Annotated in this window: 17 protein-coding genes, 1 tRNA gene and 2 pseudogenes; 12 read left to right on the top strand and 8 right to left on the bottom strand. The window is 47.8% G+C overall.

The genetic code is table 11. From position 1 onward, the window contains the following. Positions 1–628: 628 nt before the first annotated feature. A pseudogene (locus WCN91_RS00505) lies at positions 629–718 on the top strand (LysE family translocator); the annotation flags it as partial. Between the two features lie 87 nt (positions 719–805). Here WCN91_RS00505 and WCN91_RS00500 read toward each other — a convergent pair. Next, the gene (locus WCN91_RS00500; RefSeq protein WP_342675478.1) at positions 806–1,525 is read right to left on the bottom strand and encodes an HNH endonuclease family protein; all 720 of its coding nucleotides are present in this window, start codon (positions 1,523–1,525) and stop codon (positions 806–808) included. 201 nt (positions 1,526–1,726) lie between these two features. On the opposite strand from WCN91_RS00500, the gene WCN91_RS00495 reads away from it, so the two are divergent. From WCN91_RS00495 to WCN91_RS00485, 4 genes are all read left to right on the top strand, one after another. After that, positions 1,727–2,437 carry an AraC family transcriptional regulator ligand-binding domain-containing protein gene (locus tag WCN91_RS00495; protein ID WP_342675477.1) on the top strand — a complete coding sequence of 237 codons (711 nt, stop codon included), beginning with the start codon at positions 1,727–1,729 and terminating at the stop codon, positions 2,435–2,437. Beyond that, complete coding sequence (locus WCN91_RS15160) at positions 2,401–2,574, top strand: helix-turn-helix domain-containing protein (RefSeq protein WP_425415990.1); 174 nt, start codon at positions 2,401–2,403, stop codon at positions 2,572–2,574. The genes WCN91_RS00495 and WCN91_RS15160 overlap by 37 nt, the downstream gene beginning before the upstream one ends. Before the next feature lie 122 nt (positions 2,575–2,696). Continuing rightward, a complete protein-coding gene (gene cysE, locus WCN91_RS00490; RefSeq protein WP_342675476.1) occupies positions 2,697–3,512 on the top strand; it encodes a serine O-acetyltransferase in 816 nt (271 codons plus the stop codon). Positions 3,513–3,532: 20 nt separating this feature from the next. Then, positions 3,533–4,243, top strand: coding sequence for a hypothetical protein (locus WCN91_RS00485; protein WP_342675475.1), 711 nt, complete (start codon positions 3,533–3,535; stop codon positions 4,241–4,243). Here WCN91_RS00485 and xseA read toward each other — a convergent pair. Further along, on the bottom strand, positions 4,206–5,564 hold the full coding sequence (xseA, locus tag WCN91_RS00480; protein ID WP_342675474.1) for an exodeoxyribonuclease VII large subunit: 1,359 nt from the start codon (positions 5,562–5,564) through the stop codon (positions 4,206–4,208). The two genes, WCN91_RS00485 and xseA, sit on opposite strands and share 38 nt — an antisense overlap. Positions 5,565–5,698: 134 nt before the next feature. On the opposite strand from xseA, the gene guaB reads away from it, so the two are divergent. Together guaB and guaA are read left to right on the top strand one after the other, a co-directional pair. Next, positions 5,699–7,168, top strand: a complete 1,470-nt coding sequence (guaB, locus tag WCN91_RS00475; RefSeq protein ID WP_342675473.1) for an IMP dehydrogenase — start codon at positions 5,699–5,701, stop codon at positions 7,166–7,168. Positions 7,169–7,278: 110 nt separating this feature from the next. Further along, complete coding sequence (gene guaA / locus WCN91_RS00470) at positions 7,279–8,856, top strand: glutamine-hydrolyzing GMP synthase (RefSeq protein WP_342675472.1); 1,578 nt, start codon at positions 7,279–7,281, stop codon at positions 8,854–8,856. Positions 8,857–8,921: 65 nt separating this feature from the next. On the opposite strand, the gene WCN91_RS00465 is transcribed toward guaA, so the two are convergent. Then, on the bottom strand, positions 8,922–9,854 hold the full coding sequence (locus WCN91_RS00465) for a hypothetical protein (RefSeq protein ID WP_342675471.1): 933 nt from the start codon (positions 9,852–9,854) through the stop codon (positions 8,922–8,924). 330 nt (positions 9,855–10,184) lie between these two features. Between WCN91_RS00465 and WCN91_RS00460 the strand changes: the two genes are divergently transcribed. From WCN91_RS00460 to rimI, 3 genes are all read left to right on the top strand, one after another. After that, positions 10,185–10,261: transfer RNA gene (locus WCN91_RS00460), tRNA-Trp, on the top strand. Positions 10,262–10,323: 62 nt separating this feature from the next. Further along, positions 10,324–10,629: a hypothetical protein gene (locus WCN91_RS00455; RefSeq protein WP_342675470.1), complete on the top strand. Its 306-nt coding sequence runs from the start codon at positions 10,324–10,326 to the stop codon at positions 10,627–10,629. Between the two features lie 37 nt (positions 10,630–10,666). Then, positions 10,667–11,074, top strand: a complete 408-nt coding sequence (gene rimI / locus WCN91_RS00450; protein ID WP_425415996.1) for a ribosomal protein S18-alanine N-acetyltransferase — start codon at positions 10,667–10,669, stop codon at positions 11,072–11,074. A gap of 18 nt (positions 11,075–11,092) precedes the next feature. On the opposite strand, the gene WCN91_RS00445 is transcribed toward rimI, so the two are convergent. From WCN91_RS00445 to WCN91_RS00435, 3 genes and pseudogenes are all read right to left on the bottom strand, one after another. Continuing rightward, a complete protein-coding gene (locus WCN91_RS00445) occupies positions 11,093–11,518 on the bottom strand; it encodes a GNAT family N-acetyltransferase (RefSeq protein WP_342675468.1) in 426 nt (141 codons plus the stop codon). 46 nt (positions 11,519–11,564) lie between these two features. Next, entirely contained in the window at positions 11,565–14,234 is a 2,670-nt protein-coding gene (locus tag WCN91_RS00440) for an ATP-binding protein (RefSeq protein ID WP_342675467.1), read from the bottom strand. Positions 14,235–14,689: 455 nt separating this feature from the next. Further along, positions 14,690–14,872: pseudogene (locus WCN91_RS00435) on the bottom strand (cation:proton antiporter domain-containing protein); the annotation flags it as partial. On the opposite strand from WCN91_RS00435, the gene mobI reads away from it, so the two are divergent. Then, the gene (gene mobI, locus WCN91_RS00430; RefSeq protein ID WP_342675466.1) at positions 14,871–15,293 is read left to right on the top strand and encodes a conjugative transfer protein MobI(A/C); all 423 of its coding nucleotides are present in this window, start codon (positions 14,871–14,873) and stop codon (positions 15,291–15,293) included. The pseudogene WCN91_RS00435 and the gene mobI sit on opposite strands and share 2 nt — an antisense overlap. A gap of 10 nt (positions 15,294–15,303) precedes the next feature. Here the strand turns inward: mobI and umuC are convergent, their stop codons facing one another. Next, entirely contained in the window at positions 15,304–16,572 is a 1,269-nt protein-coding gene (gene umuC, locus WCN91_RS00425; protein ID WP_342675465.1) for a translesion error-prone DNA polymerase V subunit UmuC, read from the bottom strand. Positions 16,573–16,579: 7 nt separating this feature from the next. After that, entirely contained in the window at positions 16,580–17,029 is a 450-nt protein-coding gene (umuD, locus tag WCN91_RS00420; protein WP_342675464.1) for a translesion error-prone DNA polymerase V autoproteolytic subunit, read from the bottom strand. A 983-nt stretch (positions 17,030–18,012) separates the two neighbouring features. On the opposite strand from umuD, the gene gloA reads away from it, so the two are divergent. Beyond that, a complete protein-coding gene (gene gloA, locus WCN91_RS00415; RefSeq protein ID WP_342675463.1) occupies positions 18,013–18,429 on the top strand; it encodes a lactoylglutathione lyase in 417 nt (138 codons plus the stop codon). Positions 18,430–18,781: the final 352 nt, after the last annotated feature.

Here is an 18,781-nt window from a genome sequence, read left to right as displayed (position 1 = left end):
AAGTCCGCCCACTGGACCACTTTTGATAACCCTAGCCGATTGGCTGGGGTTTTTTTATGCGTGCAATCCCTGCACTTACCCTTTGGGCCGACCTGCGGTCGTTCAAAAATATTCCCGATATTTTTGTATGCCTGTAATTTACGTTGCTCGGACTTGAGCGCCACGCTTGGCGTGGCACTGTTACGGATTCTAGCCCGCCCACTGGTACCACTTTTACAGACCCTAGCCGAATGGCTGGGTTTTTTTCTTTTCTGGGGTTCGTAAATTATCTTCATGTCCCCAATTTCAAGCTCATTTCCTTTTTCGTTTTCTAGTTTATCACTGGCTATCAGTTCGCCTTTTATACCTTTAACTGGGTTGTTATTGATATTTAGGCTACCAAGATATTAGAGATCTGTGGGTCATCTCTTTGTATAAATACTGGGTGTTCGTGCACAAGTGCAGTCTTTTGATATTGCTGTCGTTTAAGGCGATAAAGCGGAGTGTTTTTGCCCAGCTATTGCGTATCCAGGCAGGGTACCTGCGGCGCTTAAAGGTGTTCGCAGGTGTCTGGCTAGCAATTGATAACGCAGCTAATTTTTAGCTTTCCTCGCCGGCGTTTTATGAGGAACTTAATGAGGGTGAGCAGGTGGATTACTTTTTTGCCGTTGTTTTGTTCGCGGTTTCGTCTTCTGTGACGCCTGGGCCCAATAATATTATGGTGATGACATCGGGGTTGTTGGTGTTGTCGGTTGTACCTGTGCTCAAGGAAATAGTAGAGCAGCTGGCCTAACAGGAGCAGGCTAGCCTTTTAAGCTACTATTCGTTAACTACACGCACTTGTCATTTTCGTTAGCGTGCGCTGCTCTTGTGCGGTGTAGCTGAGGCGGTACTTGTTCATCACCGCATTAAAACGGGCGAGGTATTCACAGCGGTACTCATGTTTGGGTGGCATCCATTCGGTTGGGCCCTTGGCACCTTTGGAGCGGTTGAGGCTGTTATCTACGGCAAGTAGGTTGTCCATGTCGTTGGCAAAACGTGCTTTTTCACTATGGCTCCAATGGGCGCCACCGTGCTCGCTGGCAAATTTTAGCGGCACTATATGGTCTATATCCAAATCATCGTCATTGGTGAATAGTTTGCCCGAGTAGGGATCTGCCCAGGCACCGGTAGTGACTCGGCATTGTTTTGGATCATTAAAGCTAACTTGAGCCTGAGATTGGGCGATCAGCACCTCGGCGCGGGTGTCCTGGCAGTCGTTATCTTCATCCAGCCAATGGGCCCAGTCATCGCGATTATACTCGTTCGAGTTTGGCGTCATCTGTGTATTGGTTTGCGCATAACCTTTTGGTAAACGACCGCCGGCATCCAGGCAGTTGGGTAAATTGGCATAGGCTGTGAAGTTTGTGGTGCGCTGATAATGGGCAGAGTCCGGGGCGTGGCAAATGCCGCTTTTTGACATTTTCACCGCTTGCGCATTACATGCGGGAAGGGTAAATAACAGGGTGATCGCAAAGAAAAGGGAAGAAACTGCTGTTTTGCTCATGTAACTGCTTGTAGATTCTTATTATTATAATGCGAACAATAAATTATTTTGAGTGCCAAGTCACCATTCAAAGGGTTGGATGTATTTGGATTGGGACAAAAAAACCACCTTGCTACTAGAACAAGGTGGTTTGTGGTTGTGAACCAACGAGGGGGTTAATCCAGCATATATACTCGCATCATGGTGTGGAATGCGGCGCAAATGGCCATTGAACAGCGCGGCGAGTGCCTTAATCTCGGTATAGCCGTTGGTAGCGGCATGAATGTGCGGGCTATTCCCGTGATCGGTCTGGCCTTATTAAAACAAGACAGTGTACTTAGCGCTTATAAACTGATCTTGCGTTATCAAAAGCTGATTGGCGATAGCACCAATGCTCAGCTGATCAAACAGCAAGTTGGGCCGCAAGAAAGGCAGGCTCTGCTGCGCTTTCACTTTGTTTCCAGCACCGGCGCTATCGGCACCCTAAGTTATGAGGCAGCCATGGCTTTTTGCGTCAAAATAGCTCGTACTGTGGCCGCTAAGCAGTGGCGGCCCACCCGGGTGTGCGTGCAGCGCCGCGAACCCTGTGAGGAGCTTGAGCAATACTTTAACTGTGCCATTGGCTATGGCGCGCCCCATCATGAAATACATTTTCAGGCCGATGACCAAGCTGCACATTCAGAGCTGCAACAAGGCATAGTGGCCGAAAAGCACAAGGCTATCAGTCAGGTGCCGATACTCTTACTTGAACAGCACCTAGCCAGCGGTGAGCTGAGCTGTAAAAGTATGGCGCAACTGCTAAGCATGAGCGAGAAAACCCTGCAGCGGCGCCTGAGCGCAGAAGGCACCAGCTATCGGGCCTTGCTCGATACCCTGCGCCAAGAAAAAGCTGTGCTTTGCTACGGGAGTCAAACCTCAGCCTCAGTGAAATAGCCTATCTATGTGGTTACAGCGAACTCAGTGCTATTCATCACGCCTTTAAGCGCTGGTTTACCGTCTCACCGAGTCAGTATCGTCGTGAAAAGCCCTTGCTCTACGCCCCTCAGGAGGAAATAATTTATGGCGCGTAGGGGCTGGATAAATAATTTAGTTATATCTAATAACCAGCGCGCCAGTTTCGGGGATAGCGTGTTTGCCGCCAAATCCGTTACAATTATAAGATTAAGCAGTTAGTTAATACTAGGAAATAGCCATGCGTCATGAGATTTGGCAGCAATTAAGAGAAGAAGCGAATCAAGTCGTTACCAAAGAGCCCTTGTTGGCTTCCCACGTTTATTCTTGCGTGCTTAATCATGATTGTTTGGGCTCGGCGCTGAGCTTTATTGTTGCCAATAAGCTGGCCGATGCCGTGGTCTCAGCCTTTACCATACGCGAACTGTTCGATAAGGCTTTTGTTGAATGCGACGCCATGTTGACTCATGTGGCTCACGATATTAAAGCGGTGCGCGACCGCGACCCGGCGGTGGACACTTACTTGATGGTGCTCTTAAACCTCAAGGGTTTTCAAGCCATACAGGCGCATCGTCTGGCCCACTGCCTGTGGCTACAGGGCCGCAAAGAGCTGGCACGCTTTATTCAAAGTCGCTGTTCGGAAGTGTTTGGCGTGGATATTCACCCTGCCTGTAAGGTAGGTCATGGCATTATGTTCGACCATGCCACAGGTATTGTCGTGGGTGAAACCGCGGTAATTGAAGACAATGTATCTATTTTGCAGTCTGTGACCTTAGGTGGTACGGGTAATGAGTCTGGCGACCGTCACCCGAAAATTCGCGCCGGGGTATTAATTGGTGCCGGTGCCAAGGTGCTGGGTAATATCGAAGTGGGCGAGGGCGCTCGCATCGGTGCTGGCTCTGTGGTGCTTAGCCCAGTGCCTGCGCACACCACGGCAGTTGGCGTGCCAGCTAAAGTAGTGGGGCGTCCGGATTGTCCTTGTCCGGCCGAGTCTATGAACCAAAACTTTTTGGATGACGAACTGGAAAATAAATCACATACTAGTGCCATGCTCTAAAACTGAACAGCAGGGAAAGTATGGCAAAGAATCAATTAATTACGGCCGTTTCAGCGGCCTTTTTTGTGGGCTTGGGATGCGGCTATATGCTGTTTTCCGACAGCGAACAAAAGCTCACCGCAACAACGTCCAATAGCCTAGCGGCTCAGGCTAGTTTGGCTCCAGCTCCAGCGTCTGTAATTAAGCAGAGTCAAAATGAACCGTTAAGTCAGGCTGTGCTGAATGACGAAGAGCATGTTCAGGCAGAGGCGTTTCTCGATGAACCACTTACTGACGAAGCTGCGAGCACAGAGCCGGAAAACGCGAGCGAAATCCCGGAAGAAGCACAGCAGTTGAAACAGCAACTGGCGCAGGCGCGTCAGGAAATAAAAATGTTACAGCGCGCCTTAAAAGGGCCGGATGAAATGGAATCTCAGCTACAAGAGTTGTTTGCTCAGGAAGCGCGTGATGAAAGCTGGGCCTATCTGACCGAAACCCAAACCAGCGATTTTGTTTACAGTGAAGGTTTTAGCGATAAGATCGCCCTGGACAAGGTGCAATGTAAAAGTACCGTGTGTCGTATTGAGTTTTCCGTTTTGGAGGGCGCCGAGCATGATCCACGTACCGATTGGCGCCAGATTCAATCACGTCTCGACAAGCAGCCCTGGTGGCGTCAATTTCAGCGCACCAGTGCGGTGAGCTCAGATGGCTCTCTTAGCTTTTGGGTTGAACGCAAACCACCTGAGTCATAATTTCCCCGTCGGCAACCACGGTCGTTAATTGCTGCTGTGGTTGCACCTGATGCACCGACTTCACAATCCCTTGTTCACTTTTGGTTATGCTATAGCCCCGGGCTAATACCGCCAGCGGGCTGATGCTATCGAGTCTGGCCGCCAATTGCGCAAGCTGAGACTGAGCCTGATAAAGCTGCTCTTTTTGCACCGTCACCAAGCGCGTAGACAATTGCTGCAACTGATATTTGGCCGCTGCTACTTGAGTACCCGGGTTGGCGCGTTGCATGCGCATATTAAGCTGGTTTAATTGCCTCTGCTGGTGGCTTAAGCGCCCCTCCATGGCATGGTGCAGGCGCATTTGCAGCTCATCCAAGCGTTGCTGCTGTTGCATTAATTGATTGGCCGGATGCTGCTGTGCCAAGCGGCTTTGTAGCCGTTGCAATAGCTGTGAGCGCTCATGCAACTGATGACGCCAGGCGCTGTAAAGGCGCTGTTTTTGATGCTGTATGGTTTGCTTGAGCTGATTGCTGTCCGGGCTCACCAGCTCCGCCGCTGCCGAAGGCGTGGCGGCGCGAATATCGGCAACAAAGTCGCTGATGGTGGTGTCGATTTCATGGCCGACGGCGCTGATCACCGGCAACTGGCTGTTAAAGATGGCATGGGCCAGCTGCTCGTTATTAAAGCACCAAAGATCTTCCAGGCTGCCGCCACCGCGACCGACGATCAGCACATCCACTTCATTACGGGCATTGGCCAATTGCAGCTTATCTATGATCCCTTGGTGGGCGGTGTCGCCCTGCACCTGACAGGGGTAAATCACCACCTCTAATTGCGGCGCCCGACGTTGTAATACGGTTAAGATGTCCTTGATGGCGGCGCCGGTCGAGGAGGTGATCACCCCGACTTTATTTATGGTAGTGGGCAGGGGCTTTTTGTGGGTCGAGCTAAACAGGCCCTGTGCCGCAAGGCGCATTTTCAGTGCCTCGAATTCTTGTTTTAAGGCGCCTTCGCCGGCGGCTTCCATCTGCTCGACAATAACCTGATAGTCGCCACGGGGTTCGTACAGGGATACTCTGGCTTGTACCTGCACCTGGTCGCCGTCTTTGGGGCGGAATTTAGCGTAGCGATTATTACCGCGCCACATGGCCGCGCGCACCTGAGATTTATCGTCTTTTAACGAGAAGTACCAATGCCCTGAGGCGGGGGCGACAAAGTTAGAAATTTCACCGCTAAGCACAATCGAGGCAAAGCCACGTTCCAAAATAGTACGGATCTCACGGTTAAGTCGTGATACCGTATAAACGTTCTGGTTAGCGGCAGAATTTGATTGTGAATACATAGTGATAAAGCGCCTGGGGAAAACTTGAGGCAGTTTATCATAAATAAAGCGCAAATTTTATTTTACTCATGCGTTCATCGCTGATAAAATGCCGCCGCAACTCCACCCAATCACCAATTCGTGAGAAGTTGCCAATGCTTAGGATCGCTAAAGAAGCTTTAACCTTTGATGACGTACTATTAGTACCAGGTCATTCAACTGTATTACCACATACAGCTAACCTTAAAACTCGTCTAACCAAAACAATCGAACTGAATTTGCCAATCGTTTCTGCGTCTATGGACACAGTGACCGAAGCACGTTTAGCTATTGCGTTAGCGCAAGAAGGTGGTCTTGGCTTTATCCACAAAAATATGACCATCGCTGAACAAGCAGCGAATGTTCGTAAGGTAAAAACTTACGAAGCGGGCATAGTTTCTCACCCTGTTACTGTTACTGCTGATCTGACTATCGCAGGTGCCTTAGCGTTAGCACACGATAAAGGTTTCTCAGGTTTCCCTGTTGTTGATACCGATAACAACCTAGTTGGTATAGTAACTAGCCGTGATATGCGTTTTGAAACCAAACTAGACCAGCCAGTTTCGACAGTAATGACGAAAAAAGACCAGCTGGTAACGGTAAAAGAAGGTGCGGACCGCGAAACTATTCTAGGTCTTATGCACGAGCACCGTATCGAAAAAATCTTAGTTGTGAACGATGACTTTAAATTAAAAGGCATGATCACGGTTAAGGATTACCAAAAAGCACAAGATAAACCAAACGCATGTAAAGACGAGCAAGGCCGTTTACGTGTGGGTGCTGCTGTTGGTGTTGGCGCAGGTACCGATGAGCGTATCGCTGCTTTGGTTGAAGCTGGCGTTGATATCTTACTTATCGATACCTCGCATGGCCATTCACAAGGCGTTATCGACCGCGTTAAAGCAACGCGTGAAGCATACCCAGACTTACAAATCGTCGCAGGTAACGTAGCAACAGCAGAAGGTGCAATAGCACTTGCTGATGCCGGTGCAAATGCCGTTAAAGTAGGTATTGGCCCTGGCTCTATCTGTACGACTCGTATCGTAACTGGTTGTGGTGTACCACAAATTACCGCAATTTCAGATGCTGTTGAAGGCTTAAAAGGCCGTGATATTCCAGTAATCGCCGACGGTGGTATCCGTTTCTCTGGTGATATTGCTAAAGCACTTGTTGCTGGCGCGTCACTGGTAATGGTTGGCTCTATGCTAGCGGGTACAGAAGAAGCACCAGGTGAAGTTGAACTTTATCAAGGCCGTTACTATAAGTCATACCGTGGTATGGGTAGCTTAGGTGCAATGAACCAAAAAGAAGGTTCATCAGACCGTTACTTCCAAGATGCTAAATCTGAAGAAAAGCTAGTTCCAGAAGGTATCGAAGGTCGCGTGGCATATAAAGGCCCAATCGCGAACATCATTCACCAGCAAGTGGGCGGTATTCGCAGTGCAATGGGTCTAACTGGCTGTGCTACCATTGAAGAACTAAATACTAAACCGCAATTTGTACGTGTAACTTCTGCAGGTATGGGTGAGTCTCACGTTCATGACGTGCAAATCACCAAAGAAGCACCAAACTACCGTCTAGGCTAATAGCCACTGTAGACGAGATTAGGGCTAGCAACTGCTAGCCCTTAATAATTTCTGATTAACGAAAAAGCATTAGCGTTAATCCAATTTCATTTAATTTAGATGAGATCGCAATGAGCAAAGATATCCATGACTCCCGTATATTGATCCTAGACTTTGGTTCGCAGTACACCCAATTAATCGCCCGTCGTGTGCGTGAAATTGGTGTTTATTGTGAGCTGTGGGCTTGGGATGTAACGGAAGAGCAAATCCGTGAATTTAACCCACAAGGTATCATTCTATCTGGTGGCCCAGAGTCAACGGTAGAGCAGGGCAGCCCACGTGCACCTGAGTATGTATTCGAAGCGGGTGTGCCGGTTCTTGGTGTATGTTACGGCATGCAAACCATGGCCATGCAGCTGGGCGGTAAGGTACACGGCTCTGATAAGAAAGAGTTCGGTTACGCGCAGGTTGAAAAAGTGGGTAACTGCCCATTATTCGACGCCATTGAAGATCACCTGGGTGAAAACGGCGCGGGTCTGCTGGATGTGTGGATGAGCCACGGTGACAAGGTTGAGTCAATTCCACCTCAGTTTGCTACCACTGCTAAAACAGATACTTGTCCGCATGCGGCCATGTCATGGGAAGAAAAGCGCTTCTACGGCGTTCAATTCCACCCGGAAGTAACGCACACGCTACAAGGTCAGCGCCTGCTTGAGCGCTTTGTGGTTGATATCTGTGGTTGTGAAAAACTATGGACTCCAGCGCAAATCATCGAAGATGCCATTGCCCGTATCAAAGAAAAAGTGGGTGATGACGAAGTTATTCTAGGCCTTTCTGGTGGTGTTGATTCATCGGTTGTGGCCATGCTTATCAACAAAGCCATCGGCGACAAGCTGACCTGTGTATTCGTTGACAACGGTCTACTGCGTTTAAACGAAGGCCAACAGGTAATGGACATGTTCGGCGACCACTTCGGTCTGAACATAGTTAAGATTGATGCAGAAGAGCGCTTCTTGAAAGCCCTTGAAGGCATTGACGAGCCAGAAGCCAAGCGTAAAACCATCGGCCACACCTTTATCGAAGTATTCGATGAAGAAGCAAGCAAGCGTGTAAACGCGAAATGGCTTGCTCAAGGTACCATCTACCCAGACGTAATCGAGTCAGCGGCATCAGCTACGGGTAAAGCGCACGTGATCAAGTCACACCACAACGTGGGCGGTCTTCCTGAAGATATGGAGCTGGGTCTTGTTGAGCCACTACGTGAGCTATTCAAAGACGAAGTACGCAAGATAGGTCTAGAGCTAGGTTTGCCTTACGACATGCTTTACCGTCATCCGTTCCCGGGTCCGGGTCTTGGTGTACGTGTACTGGGTGAAATCAAGAAAGAGTACTGCGACCTGCTTCGTCGTGCCGATGCGATTTTCATCGAAGAGCTGCATAAAGCAGATATTTACAATAAAGTGTCGCAAGCATTTACCGTATTCCTACCAGTTAAGTCGGTAGGTGTAATGGGTGATGCGCGTAAATACGACTGGGTTGTAAGCCTGCGTTGTGTTGAAACCATCGACTTTATGACGGCGCGTTGGTCACACCTACCGTATGACTTCCTAGGTAAGGTTTCAAACCGTATCATCAACGAAATCGACGGTATTTCTCGCGTAGTTTACGATATCTCAGGTAAGCCACCTGCGACTATCGAGTGGGAATAAATCTTGCTTAACGTGCTGAGAAAAGTAAAGATAAAAAAGGGCTGATGTATTTCAGCCCTTTTTTGTTACTGAAAATGAATACCGGTTATGTCGTATTCTTTGATGTAGCGCGTACCATGTACATCGCTGAAGTAAAACTCCATCTCTACGGTGTTATCCAAACTGCCATTGTGTTCCAGTAATTCAATTAAATAGTAAGTAACGCTGGGTTGGTTAATGCTATCAAATTGGCGTTGTTGCACCACTTTAAACTTCTTCGGATTACCGATTCTATCAAAATAGGCAAATAGAGTTTTTAAGCCGCGTTCATAAATATCTTGGTGTGATTGTGGTGAGTTAGGGTCTCGATATTGCAGCAGTGGATGACTGCGCTTGCGATTGACCGCGTCAATAAATTGCGTGATCACTTGCTCATAGGGTTTTACTTTATTCCCTTTTGTGTCTTTTACTGCCTGTCTTAGAGTCTGTTGTAGCGGCAGCACGTTTTGCCTGTAGCTTTGGTAATCGTCGAGGGCGTCAATAGCACTGAAGAAATCCGTGGGGCTATTGTCATAGATTGCTTTTAGCTTTTTGTACCCTTGGTCAACATGCTGAGGGTATGATTTAAAAAAATTGTAACCGGCACGGTGATCTAAGTGATAAAAGTCGCTATCATCAACCAGATTTGAGAAAAGCAGGGTATTAAAGTCTAAAAAGTTCTTTTGGTTGCTAAAGATAAAGACATCACTGATCCACACCTTTTCGCCTTTCTTGATGCTCAGTGTAAATTCGTAAAAGACCTTGTCCTCCTCAGGCATAAAGGTGAGGCGCTTCTTGTTTACCTCATGTTTTTTCTCGCTGAGAATACTCTCGCTCAGCGATAGCTGGTACTGCTCACCCAATGCCAAAACTTCATCGGCCACTTCAATATTCAGGTAGTTTTTTGCCATAGTTGGCGTGCTTGCCAGCAGGGCGAGGGAAGTGCACAGGGGTACTAACCAGTTATTGGCTTTTTTCATATTAACGTCCTTATTGTTCTGTTTAGATATCTAGTCCATAAAGCTGGACTAAATTAGTACTATTTGTCTGATTTTATTAGCATTAAACCAAGGTTAAGCGTAGCGTTTTAAAAGTATCAAGAGCAGTATCTGGGTGTCAATTAGCTTGTACCCATATTTGCTATTTTAGGGTGCCAAAGTCGGGTGGCTGCTAGGTAGGGAATTTAGCTTATAATGCCGTGAAAATAGGCTGCTTTTTATGCAGTTGTTTATTTTCAAAGCAGTTGAGCAGGTGCAGCGATATTTTTTCTTTACCTTTATAAAAAGCTCATTATAATGCGTCGACATTGCAGGGGCGTAGTTCCAATTGGTAGAACAGCGGTCTCCAAAACCGACGGTTGGGAGTTCGAATCTCTCCGCCCCTGCCACTTCTTTCCTGAGCGTCTTTACGCTACACTGGCAACCGCTAAATTCAGTTAATAATTTCCTTATGCAATCACAGTTAGCCGATATTTTTGCTATACAGCCGGTGCGCTTACGTGCAGCTTATCGAACCCAAGATACACAGCCTCTTGATGGTGAACAAGCTCAAGATTCACAACCCTTGTCTGGCACTCTGGCCGAGGATATTTTGCGCCTGCTTCCTGCCGGTAGCGAAGTGCACCTAGGCAATGTAAGTACGCCACAATTACAAGGCAATCGCGTTTACCTTCCAAGTAATAGCTTGTCAGTGGCTCATAAAAAGGCCCTGTGGCAGCAGCTGTGTGAATGCGAGCAGGTGATGAGCTGTGCCTAGCCTGGCGCCTTTGGGCGAGCAAAATGTGGCGGATATGATGGTTATCGAACGTGCCTGTCACAGCCATCCGTGGAGCGAAAAGCTGATGCGCTCTTGTCTGTCCGGGCGTTACTTTTGCACTGGGATTTTTAACGACACCAAGTTGTTAGGCTTTTATGTTGCCGAGCAGGCCGGCCCAGATATTACCCTGATGGATATTTGCGTAGCTCCGAGCGAGCAGGGGCAGGGCTTAGGTAAAGTATTGATGCAAAGCCTTTGTGACGCAGCGCTGGCACGTAATGCCGAGCTGCTGTTTTTAGAAGTGCGCGAAAGCAATGTGGCCGCCATCGCCCTGTATGAAGGCTGTGGTTTTATCGCCAACGGCGTGCGCAAGAAATATTACCCCGATGGTGAGGATGCCACCCTGATGATGTGCGAATTAAGCACACTCGAAAACTTCAGCTAGTTATCCTGAGTGCTTTAATTAGAGCGCCTTTATCAAACAGTAGGTTGTGTGTCCCTTGGGGCAATCCGCTAATTCACCATAGACCTGATAGCCGAGCTTCTCATAAAAGGGCTTGGCTTGAAAATCTAAGGTTTCCGTGCGCATATAGTTAAAGCCTTGCGCCTTGGCATGAGCCTCAACCGCCGCCATTAAGCGTGAGCCCACGCCACTGCCACGAGTTTGCGCTGACAACCACAGCAACTCGATAATGCAATAATTCCAAAAAGCATTGGCGCGAATGCCGCCAACCACCTCACCCTGTTCATTGCGCGCAAAAGCGGGAAAACGGGTATCCGGCTCGAACACCAGCTGATCAGGCAGATGCTCTTGATTATAAGACTGGATCCCCTGACTGATGGTTTTTAAATCCGCTGCTGAGGGGGCGGTGGCTAATTCTATGTGCATCTCTTACTCCGCACACTAACATTACTTTAGCGCCTTTTAGATCAGCCTACAGGGGCTTGGTGGCATCCTTTTCTAAAACAAAACGGATGGCGTGCTCAAGTTTAAGCACAGGGTATTCGTGATGTTCACACTCACCGTTGCGCAGCGATAATTCAAGCTCGCTGGCGGCTTCGGCCACAGTGTTAAAACCAAAGCAGCTGGCACTGCCCTTGATACTGTGGGCAATGGCCTGCAATTGCTCCCATTCCTTCGCCTCTTGGTGAGCCAAGACCTGCTCAAGGTAGTCGGGGAGCTTTTGCTTGTAGTTTTCATTGATCTGTAAAAAGCGCTCACTTTTGAGTATGTCATCCCACTTGGAATTAGCCTCTTGCTGCAGGCTTAAGTAGGTGGCCAGGGTATGCTCAAGCTGCTTCTTATCTATGGGTTTAGCCAGTGCCTTGTCGCAGCCCGCGGCTAAATAGCGCTCAATATCGTGTTTCATCACGTTGGCGGTCAGCGCGATTATGGGCCCATCGTAGGCGGCATGGCGCAGCATTTGCGTGGCTTCTTCACCGCCCATCACCGGCATCTGCATATCCATTAAAATCAGCTGGTAGTCTTTAACCAAGGCTTTTTCCACCGCCTCAGCGCCGTTATTGGCAAAGTCTGGGGTGATCCCCCAGCGCTCCAACAGCAAGGAGATAAGCGCCTGGTTATCATGATTATCTTCGGCCACCAGTATTTCGCCGTCAAACTGCTGCCAGCTTAAGGTCGGCATCGACTCCCTGACCGGCTGCATTTCCTGGGCGCCATAATAGAAGTCTTGGGCTTCATACACCTGGTTACACTTGATTGTAATGGTAAAGCGACTGCCAATGCCCTGCTGGCTATGTGCATGGACATCACCGCCAAGCAATTGCGCCAGATTTTTCGCGATACACAGGCCCAGGCCACTGCCGCCAAAACGGCGGGTGGTGGTGGTGTCGGCCTGCTCAAAGGGCTTAAAGATACGGGTTAGCTCTTGCTCTGAGATACCTATGCCGGTGTCGCTGACTACGCACTCAAGTATGTCATCATGATAGCCGACCTCCAATTGCACCTGGCCTTGGGCGGTAAATTTAACCGCATTGGTGAGGATATTGAGGAGGATCTGCTTAATACGGGTTTGGTCGCTGTTAAGGTATTTGGGCAAGGGGAACTGGTAGTTGATGGCAAACTCCAGCTGTTTTTGTTGTGCTTGGGGCTTGACTATGGAATTTAAGTCGTCAAACAGCTCATACAGTGACACCGGCTCGCGGTTCATCGCCAGCTTTTCCGCCTCAATTTTTGAGAGATCCAAGATATTGTTGATCAGCTCCAGCAGGTGGCGTGAGTTACGTAGCACGGTGGCAAGCTGCTGTTGTACCTTATTTTCATCAATCTGGTTGTTTTCCAGCAGTTGCTCGGTAAAGCCCATGATGGCGGTTAGCGGGGTGCGAATTTCATGGCTCATATTGGCTAAGAAGCGGCTTTTTAACTGGTTGGCTTGCTCTGCCTGCTCAATGGCCTGTTCCAGTGCCTTATTGGTTTGCTCAAGCTCCAGGGTGCGCTCTTCAACTCTTTGCTCCAAGGTGTCTTTGTAATTTTTTAGCTCGACCTGAGAGTGATAAATCTTGCTTACCATGTTGTTAAAGTCGCTAAACAACTGACCAACTTCATCGCTGCGTTTGTCATCTAGGCGCACGGTCAGATCGTTGGCACCAACGCGGTGACTGGCAGCCCCTAATTGCTCTATGGGGTTAAGCAGCAAGTTGCGCACCACGATAAAGATAAGCACCGGCAGGGTGACGATGGAGATAAGCACGATCAGTGCGGTGATCAGACTTATCAGCTTACCGGCCTGATAGAGCATTTCTTTTGGAATGCTGGTAACGAAATAATGGCCGTCGGGTATTTGCACGCCATAGAGCATACGCTCCGTTTTATCGACGCTCTCAAGCACAATTTCATTAAGGCGGCCATTGTCGGCCCAGAGATCTATGGCCTCTAAATCCTGCTTGCTCAGGGTTTTGCCAAGCAGGGTATGGTTAGAACTAAACAGTACCTTACCTTGCTCGGTCAGCAATAAATTCAAGGTGTTGTTATAGGGCGCCTCTAAAATTGCGGTGTTTAAAACCGTCGGTTGCACCCTAAATATGATATGGCCCAGCAGCACAGGGCGCTCCAAATGGTAGTCTGGGGCAAACACCTTTTGCGCAAAGTAAAGGCTGGTTTCGCCATTGTCATCTTGCACCATAAACTGCTGGCGACGCAAAGAGCTGGTTTGCAGTTGCTCGAAAAACGGATATTGCTGCGGCGCACTTTGCAGTGTGGTGGAAAAGTAAGCGTAACTTTCCTGCTCGCTGGAAATAAAGTTAATGCTAAGAATATCCGGATAAGCCTCGGTATAGCTGCTAAATACGTCGAGCAGAGCACCTAGGTGCGCGGTGTAGGAGCTTTTGGGGTACTCGAGCTGATGTAAAAAGTTTTGCAGCACAGGCGAGGTGCTAAGCAGTTCCGTGGTGGAATGATAGACATTGAGCGAGTGAAACACCTTGTTCTGCTGCTGCTCTACAAAGCGACTAACAATCAATTGCGCTTGCTGCTCTGAGGAGCTGGTGACATTGGTAAGGGTAAAGCCACCTAAAAACAGCAAGGGTAAGATCACCACTGGGGTGATGTACCACAATAAGCGAATACTGAGCTTGCTTGTTTTCACTGTGCGCCTCCTTGCAACGTCTTAAAATAGCCTGAGCGCGTTATGGCCATCGCCACAACAAAAAAATTATACAAAATGCTCAGCAATAATACACATAGGTGGGTCAGTAAGTCACTTTTACTTGTATTCGGCGCTTTTGTGCACACCCTAAAGTCGGTATAATCTCGGGCATTACTGTCTTTATAATTTAATTGCGACTTAACCGCCTTGCCGTGGTTGGGTCGACAGCGAGCCTTAAACGCTTGTATAGGAAATTATTCCTCTCAATCGACCTGTTTCGGGTAGATATGACAAGCTAGAAAGAAATATTATCGCAGACATTCATGTTAATGTAGCTGGCGATGTATTGCTGAGCATGAAGTCTACAGCATAGATCAACACACCCTCTATACATCGGTTTTTATTTGAAAGTGTTTAAAGCCTTCGGCAGTTTTTAGCTTCGCTCTCCTAATCTATACGGTAATAAAAAAGAGCCCGAGGAGGAGTCCTTTAAAAGGCTCAATGTTAGCTTCCAACTCGTGCCTGAACTCGCTATTGGCAAGTACTACGCCAGCTAGGAACGCGCCCAGGGCAGGGGAAAGACCAACTAACCCCATCAGAGCGGCGATACCGATAATAAGCATTAACGCCGTCGCTGTGAAAATTTCACGTAGATGTGACGAAGCAGAGGTATCAGATTTACTTCAACAAGAAACAGACAGGCTAAAAGCGCTGGCACGAGCTGAAGTTGATGACTTTTGGGTTACCCATTACAAGGTTCGCGAAAATGCGTCCTTTAAAGATTGGGGGCTGCTTGGTGTCCGTATCAGAGACTTTAAGTATGGCTTTGGCATTGAGTGGTACATCAACAGTTTTCACGGTCAACGAGACAACCGCGTGGTATTTAGCAAGGGGCTGCGTATCTCAAAGACGAAGCTGAGATACTCATTTTTGGACTGCCAAGGTTTGGCCAAAGAATGGGAGTTAGCGCTGGCCATGGAGAAAGAAGAATTCTTCAGTGATATTCGACGCCAAGTTGATAAGCTCAACATGCTGCGTCGCAGATTGAATGCCTATTGAGTTAACTGCGCTACTTCACTCGCGGCAACTGGTCCCAGCGTGTTGTGTAGGCGGGAGACAAATGCTCTCGCTTCATCGACCAATCTTTCTTCGTACCTTGTCCAGCAAAGAAAACCTTTCCGGCACCACTTTGGTTAATGGTGTCCAATACAGACATTAACTGTTGGCTATTAGAGCGGGTCGATACGTCATCGAATAGTCCTGGTTGAAACATGCCAGGATTGTAAAAGTCAGACAGCATGACGCCCGCTTTAGCATAACGAAAACCATCCTTCCAAATTCGCTTGAGTAAGTGATTGGCCAGTTCGATAAAATCCCGCGTATCGCAACTGGGGATCAGCAACTCGCCCGATGCGGAATTGCTGTACTGCGGCTCGTCGTCCTTGAAGGGGCTGGTACGTATAAACAGGGTCAGCACTTTGGCTTGCTGCTGTTCTTTGCGTAGCTTCTCAGTGGCGCGGGTTGCGTATTCGCATATGGCTTCACGTAACAATTCAAAGTGCGTTACTTTTGCGCCAAATGAACGGCTACAGACGATTTGTTTCTTAATTGGCGGGATCTCTTCAAGTTCAATGCACGACTCACCATTGAGTTCTCTGACGGTTCTCTCTAAAACCACCGAAAACTGGTCTCTGATGGCTCTAGGAGAGGCATTGGCGAGGTCTAAGGCTGTGGTGATACCCAACGCATTTAAACGCTTAGAAAGCCGTCTACCAACGCCCCAAACATCATCAACCGGAACTAATGCGAGTAATCGACGTTGTCGATCTGGATTGGTCAGGTCTACAACCCCCTGAGTGGCGGGATACTTTTTGGCGGCATGGTTTGCCAGTTTGGCGAGTGTTTTAGTCGGTGCAATGCCTACACAGACGGTGATCCCAATCCAGTTACCTATCCGCTCTCGCACTTGTTGTCCGAACTCGACAAGGGATATGGCAGACTCAATACCGGTTAAGTCCAAAAACGCTTCGTCAATGGAGTAAACCTCTACTCGTGGTGCCATTTCCTCCAAAGTGCGCATCACTCGACTGCTCAAATCTGCGTACAGCGCGTAATTGGACGAGAATGCCAAAATGCCATGGCGCTGCATTTCAGCTTTGACCTGAAAGACGGGTACGCCCATTTTTATACCGAGTAACTTAGCTTCACGTGAGCGTGCAACCACGCAGCCGTCATTGTTAGACAGCACCACAACCGGCGTATCTTTTAAATCAGGACGAAACAGCTTCTCACAACTGGCGTAAAAATTGTTGCAGTCCACCAAGGCAAATACAGGCATGGGATCGTCACGACTTACGGCGCATGTTTCGCACCACATTGGTGACCACACCAAATATCTCCAACTCTGTTCCTTCAGGAATATGGATGGGCTCATACGCTTGGTTTCTTGGGATCAGCTTGACGCACGGCCTTAGTTGAAGCTCCTTTACCGTGAGTTCACCATGGATACTCGCGATGACAATGTCACCGTGTTCGGCTTGGGCAGAGCGATCAACCACCAGAATATCATCTGGGTGAATCCCGGCATCAATCATTGAATCACCTTCAACACGCACAAAGAAGGTTGCAGCTGGTCGCTTGATGCACAGCTCGTTGAGGTCGAGCGTTTGCTCAACATAATCCTGCGCTGGTGAGGGAAAACCAGCAGAAACACGTTCCATAAACAATGGAATACGAAGGCGCTTGGCTTTAATGAAGGCAAGTGCGCCGCTACGGCCTATCAGCGAGACACTCATGACGAACCTCGAAAAATCACAATTAATACTGTTTATTTGTACAGTATCCAATGCTATGCTGATTTCTACAAGTAAAATTGTAGGTAAAACTGATGTTGTTCGAGTAAGACGCTGTGTTGTCGGTGATTTATTTTTTGTGTTGAAAAACTAGATGTGGGGGATCGCTCGCCCTCGTCAAAGCCTGCAAGGCTTGGACAATACTGCTTCTGCCTACTGCTCTTGTTTCTGTTACTGCTACTGGTTAACGCATGGGTCAAGTAACCGTCAAATAAGGCTTGTTGAACCCTTTGAAAAGGGGTTGGCTAAGCCATACGTAAAGGGTATCGGTAAGGGTTACCTAAAGGGTTTAGCTAAGGCTTTCTGAAAGGCTTAGTCAAAGCCTTCATACATGAGTCACCCAGTAGAAAGATCAAAAAAACGCTGAGGTATCCAAGGTGCATTTAGAGATACCTGTGGCACAGTGAAATAACCCAAAGCGAACAATAGAATTGAAGAGGAACCATCAATGACAAGAGATACTTTTGGTAACGACACGGCCGCTGGCGATAATGGAGTCTTGGTCTATCGAAACACCGCCATTAATTAGCAGCTTTCTACTGTAATCATGTCTTAGATATGATTTGCCTTACTTGATGTAATCCGTAACTAGCTAATTTAGCAAGTTGATGGTTTCACGCAGTGAGGACCATCATCTTGGTAAGCCTTCTGGGAAGAAATCTATAGAGTGCTCGTTCTAAATTTGCTACTATTTTTGTAAAGAATAATTGGCTTGATTTCATAAAAATTTCAGCCTTTAAGACACTTGATTGACAAGATTTACAATTTTCGTAATGGATTATTGAGGCGGAAAGGCATCATTAGGCTTTGTGTAATGGGCGCTTCCACTCACTCACCCACTAAATCGAACGCATTTTTAGTAAATATAAAGTGAAAGTATACGCAGATAGTTAATGCTATTTGAAAATGAAAGCTAGGAGTTAAAAATGTCAAACAGTCGAATTCTACACACCATGCTACGCGTGGGTGATCTAGACAGATCCATCCAATTTTACACTGACGTTATGGGTATGAAGCTGCTTCGTACCAACGAAAACAAAGACTATGAATACACGCTTGCCTTCCTAGGCTACGGTGATGAGTCAGAAAGTGCGGTTATTGAGCTGACTTACAACTGGGGTACAACAGAATATGACCTGGGCAATGCTTATGGCCATATCGCAATCGGTGTGGATGACATCTACACGACTTGTGACGCTATCAAAGCGGTTGGCGGTAACGTAACGCGTGAACCAGGTCCGGTTAAAGGTGGTACGACTCATATCGCTTTCGTAAAAGATCCAGATGGCTACATGATCGAGCTGATCCAAAACACACAAGCAACGGCAGGTCTAGAAGGCTAATACGTCTCTGGTGAGCGGTTGTTGAAAGCATAAACAAAGTGCAGTTGTGGGACCTGCCTTTTATTTATAAACAAATAGCCTTACTTGATAATGGTTATCGTTTAGATTTAAGTCCGGCTTCGATATGTGGGATAACGATAATGATCAATGAATGGGAAAAACACACACTTCTGGCCGATACCGGTCGCTGCTAGCACGTTTGTGCACCTTTCTGTGTTTAAAGCAATTTATGCTTGAGCATACTGAACCTAGATTTGACCAAATTTATCTTATGTCAAAATAGGCATTTCTGACAACATTTAGCCCTAGGTAAGCTAAATGTTAAATTTATTATCGAGAAGTGTCACTATAA

Source organism: Pseudoalteromonas qingdaonensis, assembly GCF_038739665.1.
GTDB classification, from domain to species: domain Bacteria; phylum Pseudomonadota; class Gammaproteobacteria; order Enterobacterales; family Alteromonadaceae; genus Pseudoalteromonas; species Pseudoalteromonas qingdaonensis.
Note: the sequence above shows the minus strand (reverse complement) of the source record. Positions and strands in the feature narration are given on the sequence as shown.